This is a genomic window from Dyadobacter luteus, assembly GCF_003383615.1.
GTDB lineage: Bacteria > Bacteroidota > Bacteroidia > Cytophagales > Spirosomataceae > Dyadobacter > Dyadobacter luteus.
The window spans coordinates 167,403-190,455 of record NZ_QNUL01000002.1; the positions used below are offsets into that span (position 1 = coordinate 167,403).

Consider the following 23,053-nt stretch of genomic DNA (forward strand, 5'->3'; position numbering starts at 1 on the left):
GACTTACAATTGACTTTGTTTTTCAGATTATTGTTGAATACTTTTTGTAGCATGTAGCAACAAAATATGTCGCCAAATACTTTTGGCGACATATTTTTGAAGATGCGATAGGGTTAGCAAGAACCGATATAGCAGCTGCATCCAACTTTACCGCTTCCATCTTCGATCGCTTCTTGTTGATTAACACCTCCGGCAAGTTTTTCCAGCTGATCGCTGTCCAACTCGTTCAATTTTTCTTTTGCGATGTCCAAAAGTCTTTTAGTGATGTCACCGCGGCTTTTTTCTGGTTGGTTTGTGTTTTCCTCTTGCATGATTGAAAAATGTTAAAATGGAATAGTTGAGAATCACACCTATGCTTCGTGCATAAATGTTTGTAATCTGTAAGGGATTCGAACCCTGTTTTTTTATAAAAAATAAAACGTCCTACCACTAGACTAACAGATCCTTTCGAATTTGACATGAATTATTTTTTCGTGCCGTTTCGAATTATTGTATTGCAAACAAAACACATCGGAGACGGCCCCGAAAATTTAATAGACGAACCGCCAGGTTTGTGCGATTATCCGTTGGGCGCAAAAAATGTGCGGTTCGTCGCAAAAAATTCCGCCTTCTCATTATCTGTGGTATCATTGCCTAATGCAATTCTGACATAAGGAATTCAATCAAAACCTAAGACTATGAAACGGTTTCTATTTTCACTGACTCCATTGTTGATCAGCGCTTCGCTGGTAAATGGACAAACCTTACAGATTCAAGGAGTCGCTGTGGATGGCGGCAATCAAAAGCCAGTAGAATTTGCTACCGTTACCATCTACAAGGCCGCGGACAGCTTAATTGTACAAGGCGCCTTGACTGATTCGTCGGGTCATTTCAGAGTCGGTAGTCTCCAACCAGGTTCTTATCTGGTTAGTATTTCGTCGCTTGAATATGCCAAGTTATATAAGGGACCCATTGAGATTAAAGGTGATTCTAATGTTGTGGATCTAGGCCATGTAGGGATGTTTGCTGATCAGAAGGTACTCAGGGAGGTTACAGTAAGAGGAGAGCGGTCTTTGGTCGAGCAGCGGCCTGATGGACTGGTGGTGAACCTTGAGAATAGTATTCTATCAAAAGGTCGAAATGGTACAGAGTTATTAGGCGTTTTGCCATTGATTCAGGTTGGAAACAGTGGCGATATTTCAGTGCGTGGAAAATCAAACGTGCTCGTACTTATTGACAACCGTCCTTACTATGGCCAGACGCTGAATATGATGTTGTCAAATATGAAGTCGGAAGATGTAATCAAGGTAGAGGTAATTACTAATCCACCTGCTAAATATGACGCAGCTGCATCAGGAGGCGTTGTAAATATTGTCACCAGAAGGTCGTTGCAAAATGGATGGACGGGGCAGTTTGACGGTGCTGTTTCTCAGGGTAGGCGTCTGAGGTACAGGCCTCGCTTAAATATGGGATACAGATATGAAAAATTTTCCATGTCTGCCAATGTCGGCTATGGTTACTACTACGGAGAAAACAATCAGCACCTGACCAATCTGTTTCAGTCCGACAACCAATTGTTTGATAACAGAGGAGTTCATGAGTATAAAAAGATAACTATTCCCGTAAGTCTGGGTGTCTCTTATAATTTGAGCAAATCAAGCTCTGTTGGTTTAACCTTTGACTATAATAACAATGATAACAGGGATTATATCAATGAAACAGCCAAGTTCAGACTATTCAATGAAAATAGCCCACTTTTAAGTGGAACTCAAAGTAATACACAAGGGTCAGCAAGCAACAGTCTTTTCAATTACAGTGCCTATTATGAGGGGAAATTCAAGAAAAGTAGTCTGAATTTTATAGGTACATTCAGCAATTATGATAATTCGGGCAATTCGAATATCTCCTATAATGACTTTGACCGGAATCTGGATAAAGTAGAGAATAGCGACACCGATATCAAGACATCCAACCGTGCAGATATCAGGTTGTTGGTATCTCAAATTGACTATTCCTATGAGGTCGGCACTCACACATCTCTTGAAGTGGGGGTGAAGGGCCTTTACACCGAATCGGACAATGCTATAAGACAATTTCAGACAAGAAACGGGGTTACACAGCCCATCGACAATCAATTTGAGAATTCTGGATACAAAGAGCGTATTCTGGCCGCGTACCTGGGTATGTCTCATCAGGTAGGTAAGGTCAAGCTCAACGCATCAATCCGGGCAGAACAAACTGACTCTGATGTCAGATTTGTTGGCAAGAGAGATTTTCTGGATTGGTTTCCTTCCTTGCTGCTCCATAGCAAGCCGTCCGAGAATTACCAATGGGGAGTTTCTTTCAGCCGCAAAATTAATCGTCCGCCATTCTCAATATTGATTCCTTTTGTGTCATACTCTGGTAAATATGCGATCAGGCAGGGCAACCCTGCGCTCACACCGCAGTACAACAACAACTTTGAGTTCAGCCAGACATTCAAAGGTTTAAATGTTATTCTAGGCTATACACACATCAAAGACGCCATGTTCGATATTCCCAAGATAGACGATCAGACAAAGGTGACCACCTTTCTTTATCAGAACATGGACAAGCAGTCTCAATACTCGTTATCTGTCACCATGCCCTTTACAACTGTTAAAGGCGTTAACAGCAGTCTGACGCTGTTTGGTAGCTACTCAGTTTTGAGCGATCCTGGCTTAAATCAAAATATTGCTTTTAGCAACTCTCTTTGGAGCGGCTATGTACAGGTGGTAAACACGATTGCCCTGCCGCATAAGTGGAAAGGCGAAGTGCTGTTTTACTATCAGGCTCCCCGCATCGAAGGAATCGATAGACTACGCAGTAATTCCAGTCTGGATTTGGGGATAGGCAGGCCCATATTTAACGCACGTGGAAATATCAAACTCAGCGTTTCAGACTTGTTTCTGCAAAGAAGGTGGAGAGGTAGCGCGTTTTACGGCAATGTCAATATGACGGTAGATAACTTCTATGATACTCGCCGTGTACAGCTTGCATTCAGCTACGGGCTGGGAAAGAAAACAGTAAAAAGAGTCAGAGAAAAATCATTAGGCAATGAGGAGCAAAGAGGTCGTATGCAGTAGCATTCCAGCCCGGTCGGCTAGTCGGGCTTCGCAGGTAGTCGAACAGATTGCTATTTCGCTACAGGAAAATGCTTGTCGTCTGAAGTATCCCGGTTATGGTAATGGGTTGCTAAGCATATCACTGTTTAGTGCTTACTATGCCTTATTTAGTGGTCAACGGCAGTTCACCACAGCAGCAGCAGCCTATTTTGAGAGGGCGATCTCAGCGATCTCTGTCGATATCTATGCGCATAAAATTTCTTATTTCAGAGAACTGATCGAAATGGCGTTCTTTGTACAGTTTGTAAAAAGCAACAACCTGATCAGCTTCATTGATACAGATATACTGGCTGCTCTTGACACCCGGATTGATGCTTTTTTTAAAATTAAGCTTCGTGAAGGAGAGCTAAACCATTTTGGGGCACTTTATGCTTCGGAGTATTACCTGACTAGAATCGACCAGGATCCGCTAGCGGCAGACAGGCTGGTAAAATTGGTGGAGGCTTTGGAGCATTTTGCCATCAGAGATTCAGCGGGATATTGCTGGAAATGGCCTTTTTCCAAAAATGATGGCATTTATCTGGGCATGATTTGCGGTTCTGCAAGGGTGATCAGGGTCTTGTCAGAGCTGTACTGGATCGGTATAAAGCAGCAGGAAGTAATTCATTTGATTAACCGGGCGGCTGATTTTATCCTCAGTCAAAGTCAGAAACCTAATCCGGGGTATTTTCCGGTCAAGGTACATACAGAAGGCCGGTCTGATTTTATGCTGGATGCGGACTTGGCTGTCAGCTGTGCGCTCTGGGAAACCTACCGCATCACCGGCAGAAAGGATGTGCTAAGAGTCATGGAATGCACCCTTGCGCTCTGCTGTCAAAGGCGAGATCTGGCCGGATGCAGGGTGGGTGATGCCAGTATACAGTACGGTAGCACTGGACTTGCACTCAGGTTTGAAGGTCTTTATAGAAAAAGCGGGCTGCAAGATCTGAAAAATGCAAGCGAATACTGGCATCAGCAAACGATGCTACAACAGCGGTTTGATAATGATACAGCAGGATTTAAAGCCAGCTACAACCAGATGCATGTACATACCAATATCGCCTTTCATGAGGGGATTGCAGGAATTGGCATAGGTCTGATGTGCTATGCAGATGCAAGCCTGCCTCTTCCCACTCAACTGATTTAAGATAAACCAGAAATCGAAAGTTATGTTAGCAAAACTGGAAATAAACACCGCGACAGACTGGACTGAACAGATCAACCGGAAAATAAAGGATCATCCTGTAAAAACAGATGGTTTGTATTCTGGGGAATCAGGCCTGCTTTTATTTTACCTGTATACCTACCTGACAGATACGAAACAGCACTGGAAAGATATCCTGTTTGAGAAGCTGGACGGCGTGCTTGAAAGGCTCGGTGAGCCGTCAGGACTCAGTACCCTGATTTCGGTTTGCGCCGGGCTTACAGGTCTCGGATGGGTACTGAATTCTCTGAGAAAGTACGAGTTGATTGGCAGTGAGTATGATGATTTTATCCTTAATCTCAACAGCACCATTGCTAAAAGGGCTGTGTCAGAGGCGCGCGGGCAAAATCTGGATTACATGCATGGCTCTATCGGTGCGCTGACCTACCTGTGTGAGGGCGATATGACCAGTGAAATTGCCAGAGAACATGTATCTGCTTTGACCAGAGAGATTCTTGCCAGACAATCTGATGAGCATGGATTTATTAAAAACGAATATATTTTCCGCAAATTGGGATACACCACCGAGGATGATATGAATCTGGGTCTTGCCCATGGTCTTTCCGGGATTCTGCTCGGTATTCTCAGGGTTTATGAAATAGGCATTCTTCAGGATGAAATAAGGCCTGTTGCCGTGGCAGGCATTAACTACATACTTTCGCTAGCCAATTTTGATCATGACAATGACTTGACAAAGAGCATTTTTCCTACCAACAGGATGTTGTCACTGGCTGCGGATGATCCTAAAAATCAGCTCTATTACACACTCAGGTCAGGTTGGTGCTACGGGGATCTCAACCAGGTATTGTTATTGTACCGGGCCGGCTCTTTACTTGGTAACAATTCCTGGTCTGCGACAGCCAGGCAAGTAGGCCTTAGATGCGTGAAAAGAACCACAAATGCCCAAACCTGGGTGGATAACCCATTCCTTTGCCATGGTTCGGCTGTCGTCTCTTTGATGTTTGACAACCTGATGCAATATGATGAAGATGCCGCCCGGGCGTTTGCCGAAGGCAGCACTTTTTGGAAAGCACAGACTCTGGATTACATGAGCCGGTTCTTGCAGGATGGTGATCGTAAGGATGTATCATTTCTGAGTGGCTTTTGCGGGGTGGCACTTGCCGAAACAGCACTTGGAAATCCGGAGTTCAATGAGTTGCAAAAAATAATGCTACTGTACTGATCTATGAAAAATGTCAAATTCGGTCTTATCGATTTCGGTCTGCGGGGCGGAACTACCAATAGTTTGAGAATATTGAGCGATCTGGTCGAGTACGCCCAGTACGCCGACGAGCTTGGGTTTTCCAGAATATGGCTTGCAGAGCATTACTACAGTCATAAAACCCATGCGTGGACCAGTCCCGAACCTTTGGTGGGGGTGCTGGCAGCTGCTACAGAGCGGATCAGAATCGGTACCGCAGGTATTTTGCTGTCCATTCATCAGCCGTTTCACATTGCAGCGAAGTTCAAACTGCTCAACAATCTCTTCTCTGACCGCATAGACCTGGGGCTGGCTAACGGCTTGGTTGGTGAAAAAATTAGAGAGTACGCCCTTGATGATCCTTCCTGCGATATCAAGGGTGCGTTTGACAAAGCATTGGACAAACTGCTGTTTTTCCTTAGGGAAGAAGACGAAATATTCAATTCGGGAGAAGGAATTGTGCTACCGCCCTACAAGGCAAGTATACCCGAGCTGTGGAGCATGGGTACGTCATTAAACGGGCTGGGAAGGACACTTACCAGGGAAATGAATTTTTCCCGATCCCTATTTCACAAAGGAGCAGACAAGAGTCCGAACAAAGAGCAGCTTCAGGAGTACAACGCCGCATACCGGTCTGCCTTCGGCTATGCCCCAAAGGTGAATCTGGCTATTTCGGGCATTTGCAATGATGGTCAAAACCGGGAAAATCAATACGAATTAGCGCAGGAAGGATCCGAAAATTGCATCATAGGTTGTCCTAGCTTGTTCTACGACAAGATAGCTGCGTATCAGGAAGATTTCGGGGTTGACGAGTTTATATTTATGGACTTGTCTACTTCACACAATGACCGACTGAAAAGTTTAGAAAGAATTCAGACATTATTTGGATAGGTTATGGAAACAAATCGGATATTAATTTTTGCCACTCGGCTGGATCAGTTTTACATCTCATCTGAAAAAAGTGAGCTGATCGAGTTTATAGGTGCAACCCAGATCAACCGGTTGCAGAAGACGGACGTTTACGCCTTTCTGGGAGAAGAAGCAGGTAAGCAGTGCCTTGCTGTGGTTGATTTGTTTTCCCGGGCCGTCTACAAGGCCAGGACCGATTCGCGCAGCGCGTCACTACCTTACTTCAGGATGGCCAATAAGGAGCTTGAAATCCTGCAGGCGGATGCCTATCTGTTTACGCGCTTGTTTTACGCATCAGGTTGGTCTTTCTTCTATTATCTGAAGGGCGTATATGCAAAAGCGTCAGCATTTACCATCGAAGGTCTTGCGTTGTCAGAACACTTGGAAGCCAAAGGCGCAGCTTTTCTTGGCTCCCGACGTCTTTTGGATCAACTGCCCAATCTGAGCAAAATATTGATTCACCAGGGTAATGCCCAGGATGGATATAGTCTCTACAATGGCATCCTAAGGGCATTGATTTACAAAGATTTTACCCATTTGCCAGGGAAATGGAACAAGCACATGTTCGACAGGGACGAGTATACCCGCCAGCAGGGGATTGACAATGTGGTCATTAGTGCCACCAGGCTTATTTTGGCAAATACATCAGACGATCAGGAGAAGTTGTTTTATCAGATTCTGTTCAGGGGGATTGGCTATATCGATGTTTCCAACGATCATCTCGAGGTCATCGAGCGGTTTATTACACTAAAACGCTCCTATTTTGAACACCGAAACGAGGCCTTTCTTTCTCAATTGGAGGAGTTTCTGACGCTTTCAATGGATACGTATTTCGATATTCTGAAACTGTCTGTGATCCGAAATTATCTGGCTCTGTCAAAAATCGGGACAATTTGTGAAGCTGATCAGATGGAGATCAAAACCAATGTCACCCGATATCTGAATCGTCACTTACATCTTCTGCCCTCTGAGCAGCATTTGTTACCACTACTCTGCAAGGAATTTAAATTGACCAATTTGTCTCAGTCTAAGGCCTGGTGATGCTGAACGTTAAATGTTTGATATGAAAAATAAATATAAATTCTTCCGCCAGTTGGACTACATGGATTGTGGGCCAACCTGTTTGAGAATGGTCACAGCCCACTATGGAAAGGACTATTCACTTGATTTCTTTCGTGCCAACGCGTTCATTGGACGCAACGGAGTAAGCTTGAATGGACTTTGTCAGGCAGCTGAAAAGATAGGGATCAAGACCTTGCCGGTAAAACTGACCTTCGAACAGCTATCCTCAGAGGTGCCCTTACCTTGTATATTGCATTGGAACCAGGAGCATTATGTGGTTTTGTATGATGTAAAGGGAAAAAATATATTTAGAAAAGACGATGTATTGGTGGTTGCCGATCCAGCTCATGGACTCGTGCAGGTCAACAAGAAGACTTTCATGAAGAGTTGGGCTAGCTCTTATGATGACAGGGGTGTAGCACTGCTGCTTGAGCCCACTCCGGAATTTTACGATCATGACGAGGAGCATAAGCAAACTCCGGTAGGCTTCAAGTTTTTGTTTCAATACCTGCGTCCCTACAAGAGCTACGTTTACCAGATTCTGCTTGGCATGCTGCTTGGTAGTTTAATAAGTGTATTGTTTCCGTTTCTGACCCAAAGCCTTGTTGACTACGGGATACAGCTGCAGAACTACAATTTCATTCATTTGATTTTGTTCTCTCAATTACTGCTGTTTTTGGGCAATATCGGTGTGGATATGATCCGGAACTGGATACTGCTGCATATCAATACAAGGTTGAGCGTCTCAATTATCTCCAACTTCCTGACCAAGTTGATGAAGTTGCCGATTAACTTTTTTGAATCAAAGAATGTTGGTGATATCTCCCAAAGGATCAATGATCACCACAGGATTGAAGATTTCCTGACCGGTTCGACGCTCAGCACATTATTTTCATTGGTCAATTTGCTGATTTTTTCGATCGTACTTTCGACTTACGACATTTCGTTGCTAGGCATCTTTTTCATAGGTAGCGCCATGTCAGTCAGCTGGATTTTCATCTTTTTGCGCCAGCGCAAGAATCTGGATTATATGAGGTTTCAGCGCTTGAGAGAAAATCAGAATAGCATTTACGAGCTGATCACCGGCATGCAGGAAATCAAGCTTAACAATTGTGAGCAGGCCCGCCGCTGGGAATGGGAACGTATACAAGCCAAGTTATTTAAGATAAATGTCGAGAGCTTGTCGCTGGAACAATACCAGGAGATAGGTGCGAATTGTTTGACGCAGGTCAAGAATATCCTGATCTCTTATATGGCCGCCAAGCTGGTGATGCAACATGAAATTACCCTGGGTGCCATGTTGAGTATTTCCTACATCATCGGGCAGATGAACGGCCCGCTGAACCAGATAATGAACTTTGTTAAAAAGGTGCAGGACGCCAAAATCAGTCTGGATCGTTTGGGAGAGATTCATAACAAACCTAATGAAGAGCTGGACGAAGACTACCACTTCCAAATCAGTGATCTGGGTCAGGACGATAATCTGCTCAAGCTAAACAGCCTGGACAGTGAGAAAGGCATTGTGCTCAATGAAGTTTCATTCAGGTACGGCAGTGATACCTCACCGCTAATCCTGAAAAACATCTCCATGCATATCCCGAAAGGAAAAGTGACAGCGATCGTCGGCTCGAGTGGAAGTGGTAAGACAACACTCTTGAAGCTACTGCTTCGCTTTTATCCGCTTTCATCTGGTAATATTCTCGTTGACGGCGAGGATTTGGATCAAATCTCGCCAAAGGAGTGGAGAAAGGACTGCGGAACAGTCATGCAGGATGGATTTATTTTCTCTGATACGATCGCCCGAAATATAGCGGTAGATGGCCAACGGATCCTGGAGCCCAGAATGAAAAAAGCCATACATGTGGCCAACTTACAGGATTATATTAAAAAATTGCCGCTTGGTTTTACGACCAGGATCGGAAATACCGGCGCAGGTATAAGCGGCGGACAGCGGCAGCGCTTATTTATCGCTAGAGCTGTTTACAAGGATCCTAAATACATCTTTTTTGATGAGGCTACCAGCGCGCTTGATGCCAACAATGAGAAAATCATTATGCAAAATCTTGATGAGTTTTTTGAAGGGAAGACCGTCGTTGTCATTGCCCACAGATTAAGTACTGTCAAGAATGCGGATCAGATTGTAGTGTTACATAATGGAGAAATTTGTGAATCCGGAACCCATGCGGAGCTAACCTCGAAAAGAGGCGTGTACTTTGAATTAGTGAAAAACCAACTAGAGCTAGGAGCTGCCTGAAACCATGCCAACGATCGAAAAAAACACCGAGTTTGAAAGAGTAAGCGACGAGATTCAAGATATCATCGGTCAAATTCCCCCCTGGATTGTTCGCTGGGGTATCAGCGTGATGTTCGCAGGCGTCGTCGTTATTCTGATTATAGCCCATCATATCTCATTTCCGGACGTGATCATCGGAGAAAGCCAGTTGCAGGCCAGCGAAAAGCCCAGTAAAATCAGTTGGTTTGTGGCAAGTCCCAGCGAAGAGTACTATGCGCTGGTCAAGGAAGGTCAGCAAGTCAAAGCAGGTGATAGCTTGATCCTGGAACAAAAGGCAACGCAAAAAACTTACTTTAAGTCACCCATCGCAGGCACTGTGATGTTTTCCCAGGGCTACAAGGACAATGCCAGTAAGCAGTCGGTGTGGATCGTACCCGAGATCAAAAGTTATGAAGTTCTGGTAAAAATCCCGGTTAAAAACTTTGGGAAAGTAAGGGTTGGGCAAAGGGTGAAAATAAGCCTGGATGAATTCTCTCAGAGCGAGTTTGGCTTCATTGTAGGCACTATCGTTTCTGTTTTACCAATTAAGATCGAGGGGGCCTACCGCGTTAACGTCAAGCTGACAAACGGTCTTTTGACCAATACCGGACGGAGACTACAGACTCAACCTTCATTTGCGGGTAAAGCCGAGATTATCCTCGACGAGAAGAGCATTCTAAGCCGCGTTTTTGGAGGTATTTTGGGAAGGAGCTGATTTTATGAATTTCATTTCAGCTCTTTCGTGCCAAATCTGCTTGGTTAAGAGGTCGATTAGGTGGTAGTCAATCGAAAGTTCATTGAGAGTTTTCTCCACGGTACCGAAGACATTCTTTAATTCTGCATGCTTTAGGGCTGGGCGAATATATGGGTTAGCTTTTTGTCGTAAATAATATTTGCAGTCTCAATACATCGTGCATCACCTGTAATCATCAGGTCAGCGTAAGTTATCAGTTCAGGCGTCGCGCGATTGTTCATGTAAATCGTGGTGTCCATCCAAAACTTGTTATAAATTTTTAGGTTTCCATCAGACCGTCAAGCCAGCTTTTAAATTCTAACCCGCTCACTTTTTTCATTAGGGGTATAAACTGTCCATTGTTCGGGATCCAGGTGGCCGGTTTCAACATCGCCTGCTGGCTCGCCGCCTTAAACAACAGCTGCTGGTAATTCCAACTGGCCCCAAAGTTTGCTTCCAGCGAAGTGGTAAGTGCCTAACAGCAAGGAAGGTTTTAATACATTCCTATACCCTATGATCCACTTATCAATTAATCAGACTCGCAGTTACTACTAGTAATGCTACAGAAAGATATATTTTCCTCTTTTCGAGGCTTTGTTTGTAATAACCATGTAACTTATTTTGTGCTAAAATAAACATCAATTTGTAACCAGAGAAGACATTTGAATAAATTACTGAAAGAAAGTCATTCAATGGAATCTTCGGTTGCCAGGCTGAAGGGTATTTTTCTATTTGTGGGTATACCAAGATAGGATGTTGACTTAGTGCAGAACTTGGGGGAATTAGCTACTGACCACCGGGGTAGTTTTAATGGGAAATGACGTTAGAGTTTTCTCGGTTTGATTTTTGGCTTGGTGAGGAGGTGAATTTTGTGATTAAAAAAGCCGCCTGCCGTCCGGTTATAGCCCGGCAGTTGTCCTACCTGGCGCGACCAGTCAGTTCAATCTGCAAACACTTCAAACTTCTGCAGCCCCGCTTGCAAAACAGCCTCGTCGGATAGATAGTCAATCAGGGCATGCTGGATGTAATGGATGATCCTTTTTAAATCAGAACAGTATACCGAAGGATTATCAAACTGTAACTCGCGGCTGAAACGGTGCGGTAAAAAGCCACCGCCACAAACGCTGACCACAGGGCAGTTCTGACACAGGGCTGAGAGGTTGTGGTGCCCATTGTGGTAGATATGCATGAGTGGAGATTGCATGGCCTGCTCAAAATTGTGGGTTTGCAGATGATAGTTTTCTTTTGTGAAGCCATCTCCACAGATCTTCATTGCATCTACAGTTTCAATACTGCCATCAGTTTCAACGACCAGATAGTCGTTGGTCTGCTGACCAAGCATATCAAAACCCAATCCTAATCCCAGACAGTTTACAATGACCTGAGTCAGGAAGCGGATATTGGGTTTACTATCATCATTATCATAAAACCAGATATCAAACAAGCTGATCCACCAGTCGGCATAACCGGTCTGCTGGGGCTTCTTATCGTGGTGGTGATGTGGAAAAAGAAAATCAATATTGGTAGCACCAGCCTTTTTAGAAAAAGCATAGAGCTCGTCAGGAGCGGTTTGGGGGTTTTGCACGCCAAGCAAACCGAACGGATAGTGGTGCCGGTTGCAAACTGCAAGTCCTTTCATGACGGCATCAAAGCTGCCATTACCCTTATGGTCTTTTCTGTGTAGGTCATTGACGTGTTTGGGCCCGTCAATACTGATACCGAGGGCTACCTGATGCTTTCGGAAGACCTCGATCCAATCGTCGTTGAGTAAAATCCCATTGCTTTGGACTGCATAGTTAAGCTTGACCAGACTGTTTGTCTCACTGGAAATACGTGTGAGGAGTTGATCAAAGGCCCCGGTACCTAACAGTGTAGGTTCTCCGCCATGGAGTATGAGCTCAAAGCTTTCGGGGCGGTTTCGGGTAAAATAGTCAGTCAGGCGCCTACATAGTTGATCGATGACATCGCTGCTGATAAACTTGGGCTGCTTCAAAAAACTCATATCTCCCTGGCTGTACATGTAGCAGTAGGTGCAATCCAGATTGCACCTACTGCACACCTTCAGGATTAGTCCTTTGAGCGGCTGTTTACTCATCGTCCAATTTCAATTTATCCGGGGTAATTCCGCCCTTGATCACTTCGACCCATCCGCCGTGGATGTTGTCTCCGATGATTTTGTTTGCTCCCAGATTGAGCTCATCCAGGGCTTTTTTCGCACTTTTCTTTGAAGTTTGTGCTGGTTTTTTTGGCTGATCCATAACTGTCTTATCTGATGTTATCTAATAGCATACTTGCCTTTTCCCAAATACTCTGATGTTCAAATTGATAAACGGGTTTGGTCGGCTCTCTGTCGCCGCCGCGAAGTAGCGAGGTATCTTCAGAGGCGAGCACCTCAATGGCGATTGAATGATCGGTTCCACTCAGATGGCATTTGGCCTTTAGGTCATCAATAGAAAGTCTCATATCTGAAAAGTGTTTAAGTGATAAGACAAAGAAACTGGATGTGATTTTGATGGGGAAATAATAGCGACAGTCGGTTGAATTATGAGACAGACTGCTGATTATTTGCGGTGAATGCACGCTTACATGGTGATACCTTCAATCCGTTTTCTGACTTCGTCTTTGAATGTTCTTCCGATTTGAAGTCTGTGGCCCTCTTTAAGCTTGATTTCGTTTCCTTCCAAAGCGACAATTTCCTGAAATTTGACGATGTAGGATCTGCTTATACGCAGGAAAGCATCTTCGGGAAGCTTGGACTCTATGTCCTTCATTGTCATTCTGATCACAATGTATCCTGTGGCGTTAACAGGTTCTATCAGAAAGATTTTCAGGTAGTCCTCCATAGCCTGTATCATCCAGATGTTGTTGAAGTTCAGGCGTATGTTTTTCTTGTCAAACTTTACAAAAGCGGAGTCATTTTCCTGACGAATATCCGGCGTTACGTTCATAAAGGAGCCTCCCCCGCGAATGCCTTCCTTTATGGTTTTCATCTCCTTGACCTTTTCTATACTGCGGATAAACTTGTCGAACGAAACAGGTTTGAGCAGATAATCGAGTGCATCGAAATCATAGCTTTTGAAAGCGTACTCGACATGGGCAGTTGAAAAAATAACCAATGGTTTGTGCAGGCGCAGCACATTCAGCATCTCAAAACCTGTCATTTCAGGCAGGTTGATGTCGAGCAAAATGAAATCCGGTCTGGTATTCTGAATCACCGAAATAGCCTCCAGGGCATTGCTGCAGGTGGCCAATAGCTGAACATCAGGCAATTTTGCGAGGTAGCGGTGGTAGATGTTTTGGGCCAGCGGCTCATCCTCTATAATCACACAGGTGATAGGATTGTTCTGATTAGACATCTCATTCATACAAGAATTCCATATTTGGTTAAAACGACTGCTAACGGCAATCTGGTCGCTCGCACAGTGTTACAATTTGAACAATAAAATGGGAAGCCTGTAATTTATTCGATGAGCTGCTGCAGACTTTCGACAAACTGCCGGGTTTCAACGATTTTCGAGCACGGATTGTTTTCGGGCAATTTTGCTTTTATAGTGTTTAGCAAGAAAATGGTAAACCAGTAATTCCTGCTCGCGGGACTCTGAAATGAATAGCCGGTTGCAGCACATGTGCACAAACGCACCGATCTGCTCCCAGGTGAAGTGGTGCTGTGAAGCGTTGAGTTGCCGGCTGATCTGTTCGGTATAGTTTCGGCACAGTACCGCCGTCTGTTGTGAGAGAGGGTCTTCCGATACACCCATAACCGTTTCGAGCTCTTTGCGAAGCAATCGGTATTTATCGTTCAAGCGGATTTCTATTTTTTCTTTCTCTGTAAAATCTGATAGAAAACCAGAAGCGAAATCTCTGGTGATAGCTGCTCTCTGATCTAATGTCAACATAAATCCTTCCAGGGCCGCGTCCACGATTCTGCAGCCATAGAGCCAACGGTGCTCATCGGCCTGATGTTGCTGTAGTTGCGCAAGCAGCTGTGTGGTCAGCTGGGTATCGATAGCGAATATTGTTTCAGCCAGTTCGATGTGCTGTGGGCCATACCGCTCCAGTTCGCGTTCATAGGTGTCCAGCGCAAATTTGTCTATAAGCCCCTGCTGAATTAAGGGATCCAGTTCCGCTTTAAGCAGTAGGACGGTTTGGTCGATGCCATCAGGGTAGGAGTGGCTCAAAAGCCTTAAGCGAAGATGAGGCTGAGGATCCTGATATCTTATAAAAAACCACTTTTCAATCTTGCCCTCTTGTAGTAGCTTGTTGCAGATTGGGGTTACCGTCTCCAAAAGCGTCCTGTCGACAATCGTGTAGCCCGCATAAATTTTGATGTACAGCCACTGGTCCCCAAAGCTGAATTTTCTTTGAATACCATTTGCTGATTCGATGCAAATTTTCGGTGGGACGCTTTGGTAGTTTGTTGCCTTGAAGGGAATGATGATTTCGTTAGAGTAGGAGCCATGTTCGTCTGCAATAAGGCATTGAGATTTTGCAGATAAAAACTCCTTGAGCTGCGCTTTACCCTTTCTTTCAATTTGTTCAGCAAGCATATGAAGGCTCACAGGTAATTGTAAATCGAGCAGCAATTCGTTGTCGCCCTCAATCAGCTGAACATACCTGGGAACATCGTATTTCGCGATAAACGTGGCGGGATTCTTTGACCAGCTTTGATCCAGATTCCATGTTTTACGGCTCAGGATAAGGTTCTCGAAACATACTCTGGGCAGCATAGGGCGGTCTTCAAGAACTGACCAGGTCCATTTAAAGTTGATGCTTCCCGAATCGCTCTGCAAGTCACAAAGGAACTGATATACTGGTAGTTCAGAAACATAGAAGTGCGCATTGGAAAGTCGGGGGATCACCTGCTTTCCCAGTTTCTTTGAGCGTAGCGTTATTTTTCCTGATGCTGTTGAAGCTACCAATAGATCATCTATGGGTAGCTGATGCTGCTGATCTACAGTCGATAGGGTGATGTAGGGAATCTCATAGGGATACAAAGCAGGATGTGATAGCACATTTCCTGTTCTGGATTCGGGCAAAAATACGATTTCAGCCAGAATCGAATCCTTTACACATGATTGTTCGTAATCTGCAATCTCGACAAGTTTTGAGTGTAATACGGGGTCAGTTCCTGAGAAGCGTGCCATAAGTGCGGCTGCTGAATTTCCGCCTACAAAGCTCAGGTTAAACATAAGCTCGCCGTCTGCCGAGTCAGGTTGCCCGATTAGATTACCAAAGCCGTAAAATGTTGGGTTCAGGCTTGGCGCCGTTGTGAAAGATGAAAGATCTTCTGTTGAGATCCTGATTTCAGTCGGAGTAGAGTCGATATAATTCAGGTAGTGTTTAAGAATAAACTGATCCCAGTCAGTAAGTTCTCTGGCTTGTTTCGCCGTTGAGTTCAGATCCAGCCCGTCCAGTACAGAGACGCTGCTCAGACGGGAGGCATGACCGTAGTCGATACCGATCTCGCCATCGAGTGCTATGGCAAGTGGAATTTCCGCACTTCCGAATTTATCATAAAATTCTTTCTGAAACCTGCGCAGATTAGGGCTTGCTGCACTAACAAATAGGGGTTTGAGCCGCGACAAGCTCCGAGTGAGCTCATCTACGAATGTTTTTTGAATGGTGCACTGGCTGTAACCTTGTTGAAGTGTTGTCTGTATCAGGTTTTTGACAGGTTCACCGGGAAAAGCACTCGCAATCAGATTTTTGATCACATCGAAATTTGCGGGTTGTCCCTCTGAGGATTTAAGCAGGATGACGATCTCTGTCAGTGTTTGCAGCAGCTGGCTGTTTGCATCTGCATTTTGGAGCCGGTCGATTAAATGCTGCAGACTGCTGGCTGTCGTGATTCTTGGCTGAAGCTCGCTGGTCAGAAGCTGGAATTCCACAAGATCATCCACGAATTCATGGGCCTGAGTTTCCGAAAATCCCTTGCTCAGAAGGGATTTTCGGAGATCAGACAAGTAGCAGCCTTTTTTTGCTAAAAGCATCAGGCTTGCAAGCACGTCGCTATTTTCAGTTGAAGTAAGAAAGTATTTAGCTTTCCCCTCATGCATCTCATATTCTACGTACCGGATATCATTTCCTGCCGTATAAATACTGTTGTTGGCATAGAAAAGGCATCGTTCTGCCAGATGCTGGTCTTGCAATAATAAGTCAATAATTTGATTGACCTGGGTAATATCGAGTTCGTTATAAATACGGTCTTTCGATTTGTCGGGTACAATCCGTGTGCTGTAGGCCCATGATCCCAGCGATACACCGGCAAACAATCCGTAGGGGGTTGCACGGCTGCAAATTCTTGACCAGTATTTTAAAAGTGTTCTAACCAACTGGGTTTCTTCTGAGATCGTCTTCCCTGTCAGCCAATGAAGTGTGCGCTCATGAAACGCAGGAGATGCCAGGTACAAGGCCTTAAGAAATTCGTCGTTAGCTGCAATCAATTTCCCAAATGAACTGGCAAATACAGCCTGGTCAGCATTGGCTAGCTTATCTAAATTGAGAAAGAAATCAACAGGAAACTGAGACCTTCTTACCAGGAAAAAATCAAAAGAAGTAAACTCAGCAGAACCCTTGAATTTCATACTTTAACGAATCCGTTGGTAGATAAGAGCGAACAGGTAGCTGGCGGACTACCTCGAAGTAAAGAAGATGGTTTCGGTCAGGGTAGTACTTTCCGTGACAGCTTTGTTACCAGGTTTAACAGCAGTTTTGGCTTTAAGCGAAAGGATTCTTTTCCTCTCCAGCTTAGTTGTTTGGTGGTTGTTAAGCATTGTGGTATCAATTATTTAGTTAAGTACGGCTACAAACAAACGGGGTACAGTCTTAATTTAAAAATATTTTAGATGAACCAGATTAATTTTTAGACGAAACTAGATAATTCTGCCCTGCAGACTTCTAAGTACCAGATCGCGGAAGGTAGCTCCAATCGTTACTTTCTGATTATTAGAAAGCTCCATTTCATTTCCATCGATCGTTTTGATTTCCTTTACACTTACAATATATGATTTGTTGACTCTGATGAATTGGCGGCTTTTCAGAATCTGTTCCATTTTTGACAACGTCATATGGATGACAATCATTGAGTTGGCCAGATTAATTTTGAGGTAGTCTTTCATACCTTCCACCATCACGATGTCGTCGATGTTCACTTTGATGAGCTTTTTATTACTTTTAACCATAAAGAAATTATCCATAGGCGTTACGGATTCTGTCGCAGCAGGGGCACTGCTGTCAAGTTGACCTCCCCAGACTTTGCTTTGCAGCTCCATTTGCTCAGAGACTTTGTTGATCGCTCTGACAAACCGCTCAAAAGAAATAGGTTTGACCAGATAGTCCGTGGCTTCAAAATCGTAGCTCTCTGCTGCGTGATTCGGATACGCAGTCGTGAAGATGACGTAGGGTCTTGAAGCTCCCAGCATTTTGATCATCTCCATGCCTGACACTTCCGGCATCGAAATGTCCAGCAGCAGGATGTCAGGCTTCAGACTCCTGACCGCATTGAGCGCTTTTAGCGCATCAGGATATATACCAAGAAGCTTCAGATAATCCAGGCGCTCTACAAACCTGCACAGCAGGTTTTGCGCGAGTGGCTCGTCATCGACGATTACACAGGAGATTTCTTTCTTAATCATAGGTCGATACGTAGCAGGACACGATATTCTGTAGCAGAATTATCAATTTTTAGTTCGTAGAGGTTTGGGTAATAGAGATCCAATCTTTTTTTCAGGTTAGCCAAGCCAATTCCGCCCTTTTGTGTCGCCTCTGTTTTTGAAGTGGGCTTACTATTGCTCACCATGAAGGTGAGTTTAGAATCAGCAATTTGAATCAGGATGTCTACCCACTTTTTCTCCACCGCATTCAGCCCATGCTTAAATGCATTTTCCACAAATGGAATCAGCAGAAAGGGAGGTATCCGGTAAGATTCGAAGTTGCCATCTGCCTGGAAATTAATATGCGTACCGGCCGTGTGCCTGATTTTTTCCAGCTCGATGTAATCCTTTAGAAACAGAATTTCCCGTGAAAGCAGCACATTGGGTGAGCTGGACTCATAGAGCGAATAGCGCATCAAATCAGCGAGCTTCAGAATTGTATTTCCGGCCAACTCGTTGGTTTCTTCAACCATCGAATAGATGTTATTCAAACTGTTGAACAAAAAATGCGGATTGAGTTGAGCGCGTAGAAAATCTAGTTCTAAGCTCAGGTTGTTTCTTTGAAGTTGTAAAATCCGATTGAAATAAGAAAAAGTGTTGCTTATACCAATAATGGCGATCGGGATGACAATGTAGTTTCCCGTCAGGGCCCAGATATAAAGGTCCAGATAGCGATTAAAGGGGATGCTCCAAAAAGATTCAGCTTGCATTCTGTGCCAGCCCAACAGGACAAATCGGGATGGATTTGGCGTAGAAGATATAAATTTGAATGCGAAATAAATGATGTAGGAGTTGAAAAGATATACAGAGATTGCCACGATGGCAAATATGTAAAACTTGTCAGGCAAGCTACGTTTCAGAGCAAATCTGAGCGAGTAGATTGATAGTATGATGACTGAAAAAATGCTGATAAACAGAATATTGTTCCATTTGTCATTGCCAGATGTTCCCGCAGTTACCGAGAAATCAGAAATAATATACACGCCATATAACCAGCAGAGGAATAGGTGTTTTCCTATATTCAAATACCTGTTCTTCCGCCAAAAGCTCACCAGATCAAAGGACATAACGCAGGCTTAGTGATCGAATTTTCAGCACTCTTCATCAAGATTTCAATGAATACAGGAGGTATGTGCTCACAAATAAGCAAACATCGCTTTTATATCCAATAATCCTAAGGGAAAATGTGATAATAAACCATATGTACTTCACGTCAGCGTGCCGGTTCAAGAATAAAAGACATGACCCGCATGCCGCTTATTGATTTGGGCTGTGACAAAGCGGCTGTGGCGAGTGGGTATGTTGCAGCTCACAGCGTTGTTTGGTAATAGAAAGCGGTTAGAATTTACAATTCAGCTAAGTATGCCCTTGGATCTTTGTAGCCTTCAGCGTGTCGGTTGGCCACGTAAATATCACGTGGGCATTTTCTTTTGATTGTATGGAGTCCTGGTCTGTGATCCATTTAGAAATATAAGCAGCTCGCCGGGACGTCTCTCGGTTACATTTACCTGAAGCTGGGTTTTACAACCAATGTACCCGAAAGATTTTGTGCTTGCGCTGGTATCAACAACTATTTTAACAGATTCGGAACCCTTGACACCTACAAAGTTTTTCTAGCGAATATTAGTGGTCTGCTCTTTGGGGAAATGAGTTTGTGCGGTAAGGTTGACCGTATGGAGCTGATTGGCTGATGCGTTCACAAAAGTATATTCGACTGGAAATAGCTCTTCAGCCGCAGGGATTATCTCATCACTGTTGCACCTCCACAGAAAAGCAGAAGCTACGCCAATTAGGCTTGGTCTATGTATATTCATGTCTATGTATCCGTTAGTGTACTTGCGAATGCGCCTGTCTATGTCATTCCTCGGTTTACCTGCAAACCGGATCACCAATCTATCCGCAACTGCAATACCAGGATGCCGCCTGCACTGTATGGCTTTCCGGTTATTGTAGCGAATCCTGAATTGGTTCAGCATATATAGCAAGATTTTTCTTCCCTACAATACGAATACTATCCAGAGTATAACTGCCATTTAAATTGTCATGTTCGAAAACTCGTTTCGTTCTCTCTAAATCAGCAAATCTTCTCAACTCTTTATATTCGTCTATTGAAATACTATTTCGTGTGGAAAAACTTTTGATGTGAGATTTACCAACTTTTGTTTTCTTTTTTTGAAAAGTGAATCCGTAAGTGAGGCAAAACAACAAGGATAAAAGTGTTACAGCAACCGACAGTTTTGAGAACCGCCGTCTGCCACCGGTTTCGCTCATGTACGCAATCCAAAAACATAGCTTTGTCATCATTGTCAGGGTAATTGTTTTACGGATCGCGTTTGTACTTTTAATTAGCCGAATGCGGCTACCACTTTTTCGATGGTATCCGGGACGGGTTAAAATTCGTTATCTATTGGTTTCTAGTTGTTAGACACAATTTTCATTTTAACCCGTTGCATTGCGCTTAAAGAAATTTCTCTTCAATACGCCAGAGCCCCTAATAGCTATTTACCTCTGAGTTATCGGTACTTTTTCTTTCTAGCATATCTCAAATCAGGTAATAAACTGAATTGTCAGAGACGGGACAGACATAAAAAAGGGCCGTAGCCCTTTTGGTCAGTAATCGAAGAACACATGACCGTTAATCTGAGTGTAAGTGTCCATAAAAAGGTCTCTGGCAAATGCTTCGTAGTCGAAGTACCTCTGAACGGTCGGGGACACATCTGAAAGCATTCCCGTCTGATCTACATACTCATATGCATATTCCAGCTGGGGATCTGTTGCGGACTCTGCATAATACCCCTGATAGCATTCATCAAAATTCTGAAGCTGCTCATCCAGGTCGCCATCTGCAGACCACCTGGCGATCTGACTGCAATAAATCTCAAACGCTTCAGCGCGGTGCTGCTCCATATCCGATACTATATCCAGATACTGAAAGCACAAAGGGCTCAGATAACTTTCACTGATCAGAAAATCAGGCATTCCTTCCCAATCCTGAAACATGAACTCTGGGTCTGATTCGTCCTTGTGCAGTTTGCTGCAGGCCTGATAAAATGCTTCGGATCCGGGATACTGGGATAAATCCAACCATGATCCAAAGATTGAACCATTGTTGTACTTGGCGTAAGTACCAACGTAAATGCGAAATTCAACTGTAGCTTTCATGCGCTTAAATATTAAAAAGATCAATTGCGCCCGGCACCTGCCCTGGGCATTCGCTGGCCCTGCACAGAAGAAATCTGACGGGGCAAAGCCCCCTGGTTGCAAGTCCGGCGGCACCTTTACGGCGGGTGGGGTAAGAGCAGATGGCTAAATGAGCTGCCGGCAAGGCGAAGACTTGCTGCCGTCAGTATGAATTCTGTAACTTTCGATATGACCTGTGGCTGTGTGGGTCTTAAGACATTAGGGAAGTCTTTTAAAGTGAGTTGGTTTCAAATAGGAATGCTGATGTTTGCGGGGTAGGGGCAGAATAAAGAAGATGTATTTTTCTACTTGTAATTTGAAAGTAATGTCATTCTTTGTATGACTTAGGATATTTCAGTGATCCGTTCTGAGAGAATTTGTGTTTTGAAGAGGCAGAGTATATATAAAGTACACGCTTAAAAGATCAACAAGGGAAGCTGATTGAAGGCGTAGCTTCAGTGCTTTGGAGCAGTCGGGGCGGCAATTCACGAATGAAAGCGTTGCAGCAAAAATGGCAAGTTAAGGTTATTCGAAGTAAGATGTCTGGCAGAGATAAAACGGCTGGCTTCCTGCAAAAAACTGGTGAAATTTTAGTAGATCAACTCTGCGTTTGAAGATTAACTTTATCTTACTGGAAACGGATTGTTCGTACTTCTTATTTATACGGGCAATAAAAAGCCGGACAAGTGCAATCAGATAGATGCCTTGTCCGGATTATCGGTTGATGCGTTAGTTGGCAAGGCCTCTGCCTGTTTTATGCTGCAGTTCGTCAATACGTTTTGAAGCTTCAGCTTTTGTAAGGTTAGTGTCGAGCTCTTCACCCGCTTCTTCTGATAACGTTTTCAGATAGGATTGCTGAGCGCCCGTCATCGGTTCCTGACCCGTTGTCCATTCATCAGGATCCTTCACCGTATTAGATCCTTTCAATGTCTGGGCGTCTTCAGCGTCCTGCTGAATCTCGTCCCCTGATTTTTTCTCTGTGTTTGCCATGATTCTTTCTTGTTTATACAGGCAGATACAAAAACTACGCCAGGCAGAGCAGCATTTTTCCATATCTTGCAGACCTGTACCAGGCCATGGTTATTCAGGCATTTTACCTTTTTTTGTCATTGTGATTGAAAGAATATCAACAAGACAAACAAGGATTGAATAAATTGCGACGCGACAGAATCATTACTGGTGTAGCTATTGTCTGGGCTTTACGTAGCCGGGCACATACATAACCCTTAAATCCTTCCAGAGAATGAAAAAAATAATATTCCTGATCCCGGCGTTGTTTTCGGTATCAACATTATTTGCACAACAGATATCACTATTTAATAGTGGGGGAGATCCGCTGGCCTACATTGATTATGACCAGCAAGCGACCATTTATATGTGGGACGGCAAACCTGTAGCTTTCATAGAACAGGAAGGAAATGATGCGTGTGTAATCGGCTTCAACGGAAATTTTCTGGGCTGGTATGAAAACGGAGTCATTTACGATAAGAAAGGATGCGCGGTGGGTGCCAGGGATGGCGCAGCTAATATGATCACCAAAATTGAACCAATGAAGGGCATGCAGAAGATCACACCTATCCGGCCTGTCACACCGATATCGCCTTTACAGCCTATATGGAAGATCGGTTGGGGCAAAACCTCTTTAACTGCATTCTTGTCTGGTGGAATCAAGTAAACTGATCTGAAAAGGCAGTATAGAATGGCGCCTTGTTTAAAGCTAATTGGAGGCTATTGGGTCA

21 protein-coding genes and 1 pseudogene are annotated in these 23,053 nt (G+C 44.1%); 9 read left to right on the plus strand and 13 right to left on the minus strand.

Annotated elements, in window-relative coordinates; translation table 11 throughout:
• Positions 1–113: 113 nt before the first annotated feature.
• Positions 114–311 (minus strand): hypothetical protein, encoded by a 198-nt coding sequence (locus DSL64_RS03545; protein ID WP_115829279.1) that lies wholly within the window; start codon positions 309–311, stop codon positions 114–116.
• Between the two features lie 366 nt (positions 312–677).
• Here DSL64_RS03545 and DSL64_RS03550 point away from each other — a divergent pair, with 366 nt between their 5' ends.
• The 7 genes from DSL64_RS03550 to DSL64_RS03580 are packed head-to-tail and all read left to right on the plus strand — an operon-like array spanning position 678 to position 10,464.
• Positions 678–3,083, plus strand: a complete 2,406-nt coding sequence (locus tag DSL64_RS03550) for an outer membrane beta-barrel protein (protein ID WP_115829280.1) — start codon at positions 678–680, stop codon at positions 3,081–3,083.
• On the plus strand, positions 3,055–4,248 hold the full coding sequence (locus tag DSL64_RS03555) for a glycoside hydrolase family protein (protein WP_147300324.1): 1,194 nt from the start codon (positions 3,055–3,057) through the stop codon (positions 4,246–4,248). The genes DSL64_RS03550 and DSL64_RS03555 overlap by 29 nt, the downstream gene beginning before the upstream one ends.
• A gap of 22 nt (positions 4,249–4,270) precedes the next feature.
• Entirely contained in the window at positions 4,271–5,488 is a 1,218-nt protein-coding gene (locus DSL64_RS03560; RefSeq protein ID WP_115829282.1) for a lanthionine synthetase LanC family protein, read from the plus strand.
• 3 nt (positions 5,489–5,491) lie between these two features.
• Positions 5,492–6,397, plus strand: coding sequence for an LLM class flavin-dependent oxidoreductase (locus tag DSL64_RS03565; RefSeq protein WP_115829283.1), 906 nt, complete (start codon positions 5,492–5,494; stop codon positions 6,395–6,397).
• 3 nt (positions 6,398–6,400) lie between these two features.
• Complete coding sequence (locus tag DSL64_RS03570; RefSeq protein ID WP_115829284.1) at positions 6,401–7,456, plus strand: hypothetical protein; 1,056 nt, start codon at positions 6,401–6,403, stop codon at positions 7,454–7,456.
• 22 nt (positions 7,457–7,478) lie between these two features.
• On the plus strand, positions 7,479–9,731 hold the full coding sequence (locus DSL64_RS03575) for a peptidase domain-containing ABC transporter (RefSeq protein WP_115829570.1): 2,253 nt from the start codon (positions 7,479–7,481) through the stop codon (positions 9,729–9,731).
• 4 nt (positions 9,732–9,735) lie between these two features.
• Positions 9,736–10,464 carry an HlyD family secretion protein gene (locus DSL64_RS03580; protein WP_115829285.1) on the plus strand — a complete coding sequence of 243 codons (729 nt, stop codon included), beginning with the start codon at positions 9,736–9,738 and terminating at the stop codon, positions 10,462–10,464.
• 131 nt (positions 10,465–10,595) lie between these two features.
• Here the strand turns inward: DSL64_RS03580 and DSL64_RS03585 are convergent.
• From DSL64_RS03585 to DSL64_RS03630, 11 genes and pseudogenes are all read right to left on the minus strand, one after another.
• A pseudogene (locus tag DSL64_RS03585) lies at positions 10,596–10,766 on the minus strand (type IV toxin-antitoxin system AbiEi family antitoxin); the annotation flags it as partial.
• Between the two features lie 656 nt (positions 10,767–11,422).
• The gene (locus tag DSL64_RS03590) at positions 11,423–12,577 is read right to left on the minus strand and encodes a radical SAM protein (RefSeq protein ID WP_115829287.1); all 1,155 of its coding nucleotides are present in this window, start codon (positions 12,575–12,577) and stop codon (positions 11,423–11,425) included.
• Positions 12,570–12,740, minus strand: a complete 171-nt coding sequence (locus DSL64_RS28895; protein WP_158547866.1) for a hypothetical protein — start codon at positions 12,738–12,740, stop codon at positions 12,570–12,572. The genes DSL64_RS03590 and DSL64_RS28895 overlap by 8 nt, the downstream gene beginning before the upstream one ends.
• 7 nt (positions 12,741–12,747) lie before the next feature.
• Positions 12,748–12,945, minus strand: a complete 198-nt coding sequence (locus tag DSL64_RS03595; protein WP_115829288.1) for a hypothetical protein — start codon at positions 12,943–12,945, stop codon at positions 12,748–12,750.
• A gap of 119 nt (positions 12,946–13,064) precedes the next feature.
• Positions 13,065–13,847, minus strand: coding sequence for a LytR/AlgR family response regulator transcription factor (locus tag DSL64_RS03600; protein ID WP_115829289.1), 783 nt, complete (start codon positions 13,845–13,847; stop codon positions 13,065–13,067).
• Between the two features lie 138 nt (positions 13,848–13,985).
• Complete coding sequence (locus tag DSL64_RS03605; RefSeq protein ID WP_115829290.1) at positions 13,986–17,066, minus strand: lantibiotic dehydratase; 3,081 nt, start codon at positions 17,064–17,066, stop codon at positions 13,986–13,988.
• A 288-nt stretch (positions 17,067–17,354) separates the two neighbouring features.
• Positions 17,355–18,116: a LytR/AlgR family response regulator transcription factor gene (locus DSL64_RS03610; RefSeq protein WP_115829291.1), complete on the minus strand. Its 762-nt coding sequence runs from the start codon at positions 18,114–18,116 to the stop codon at positions 17,355–17,357.
• Positions 18,113–19,201, minus strand: a complete 1,089-nt coding sequence (locus tag DSL64_RS03615) for a sensor histidine kinase (protein WP_115829292.1) — start codon at positions 19,199–19,201, stop codon at positions 18,113–18,115. The genes DSL64_RS03610 and DSL64_RS03615 overlap by 4 nt, the downstream gene beginning before the upstream one ends.
• A 546-nt stretch (positions 19,202–19,747) precedes the next feature.
• Positions 19,748–20,110 carry a hypothetical protein gene (locus DSL64_RS28900; protein ID WP_115829293.1) on the minus strand — a complete coding sequence of 121 codons (363 nt, stop codon included), beginning with the start codon at positions 20,108–20,110 and terminating at the stop codon, positions 19,748–19,750.
• Entirely contained in the window at positions 20,079–20,438 is a 360-nt protein-coding gene (locus DSL64_RS03625) for a hypothetical protein (protein WP_115829294.1), read from the minus strand. The genes DSL64_RS28900 and DSL64_RS03625 overlap by 32 nt, the downstream gene beginning before the upstream one ends.
• 306 nt (positions 20,439–20,744) lie before the next feature.
• Positions 20,745–21,296, minus strand: coding sequence for an antirestriction protein ArdA (locus DSL64_RS03630; protein ID WP_115829295.1), 552 nt, complete (start codon positions 21,294–21,296; stop codon positions 20,745–20,747).
• Between DSL64_RS03630 and DSL64_RS28905 the strand changes: the two genes are divergently transcribed.
• The gene (locus DSL64_RS28905; RefSeq protein WP_158547867.1) at positions 21,295–21,444 is read left to right on the plus strand and encodes a hypothetical protein; all 150 of its coding nucleotides are present in this window, start codon (positions 21,295–21,297) and stop codon (positions 21,442–21,444) included. The genes DSL64_RS03630 and DSL64_RS28905 overlap by 2 nt on opposite strands.
• A gap of 599 nt (positions 21,445–22,043) precedes the next feature.
• Here DSL64_RS28905 and DSL64_RS03635 read toward each other — a convergent pair.
• The gene (locus DSL64_RS03635) at positions 22,044–22,304 is read right to left on the minus strand and encodes a DUF3072 domain-containing protein (RefSeq protein WP_199539322.1); all 261 of its coding nucleotides are present in this window, start codon (positions 22,302–22,304) and stop codon (positions 22,044–22,046) included.
• A 253-nt stretch (positions 22,305–22,557) separates the two neighbouring features.
• Here DSL64_RS03635 and DSL64_RS03640 point away from each other — a divergent pair, with 253 nt between their 5' ends.
• Positions 22,558–22,989, plus strand: coding sequence for a 4-fold beta flower protein (locus DSL64_RS03640; protein WP_115829296.1), 432 nt, complete (start codon positions 22,558–22,560; stop codon positions 22,987–22,989).
• Positions 22,990–23,053: the final 64 nt, after the last annotated feature.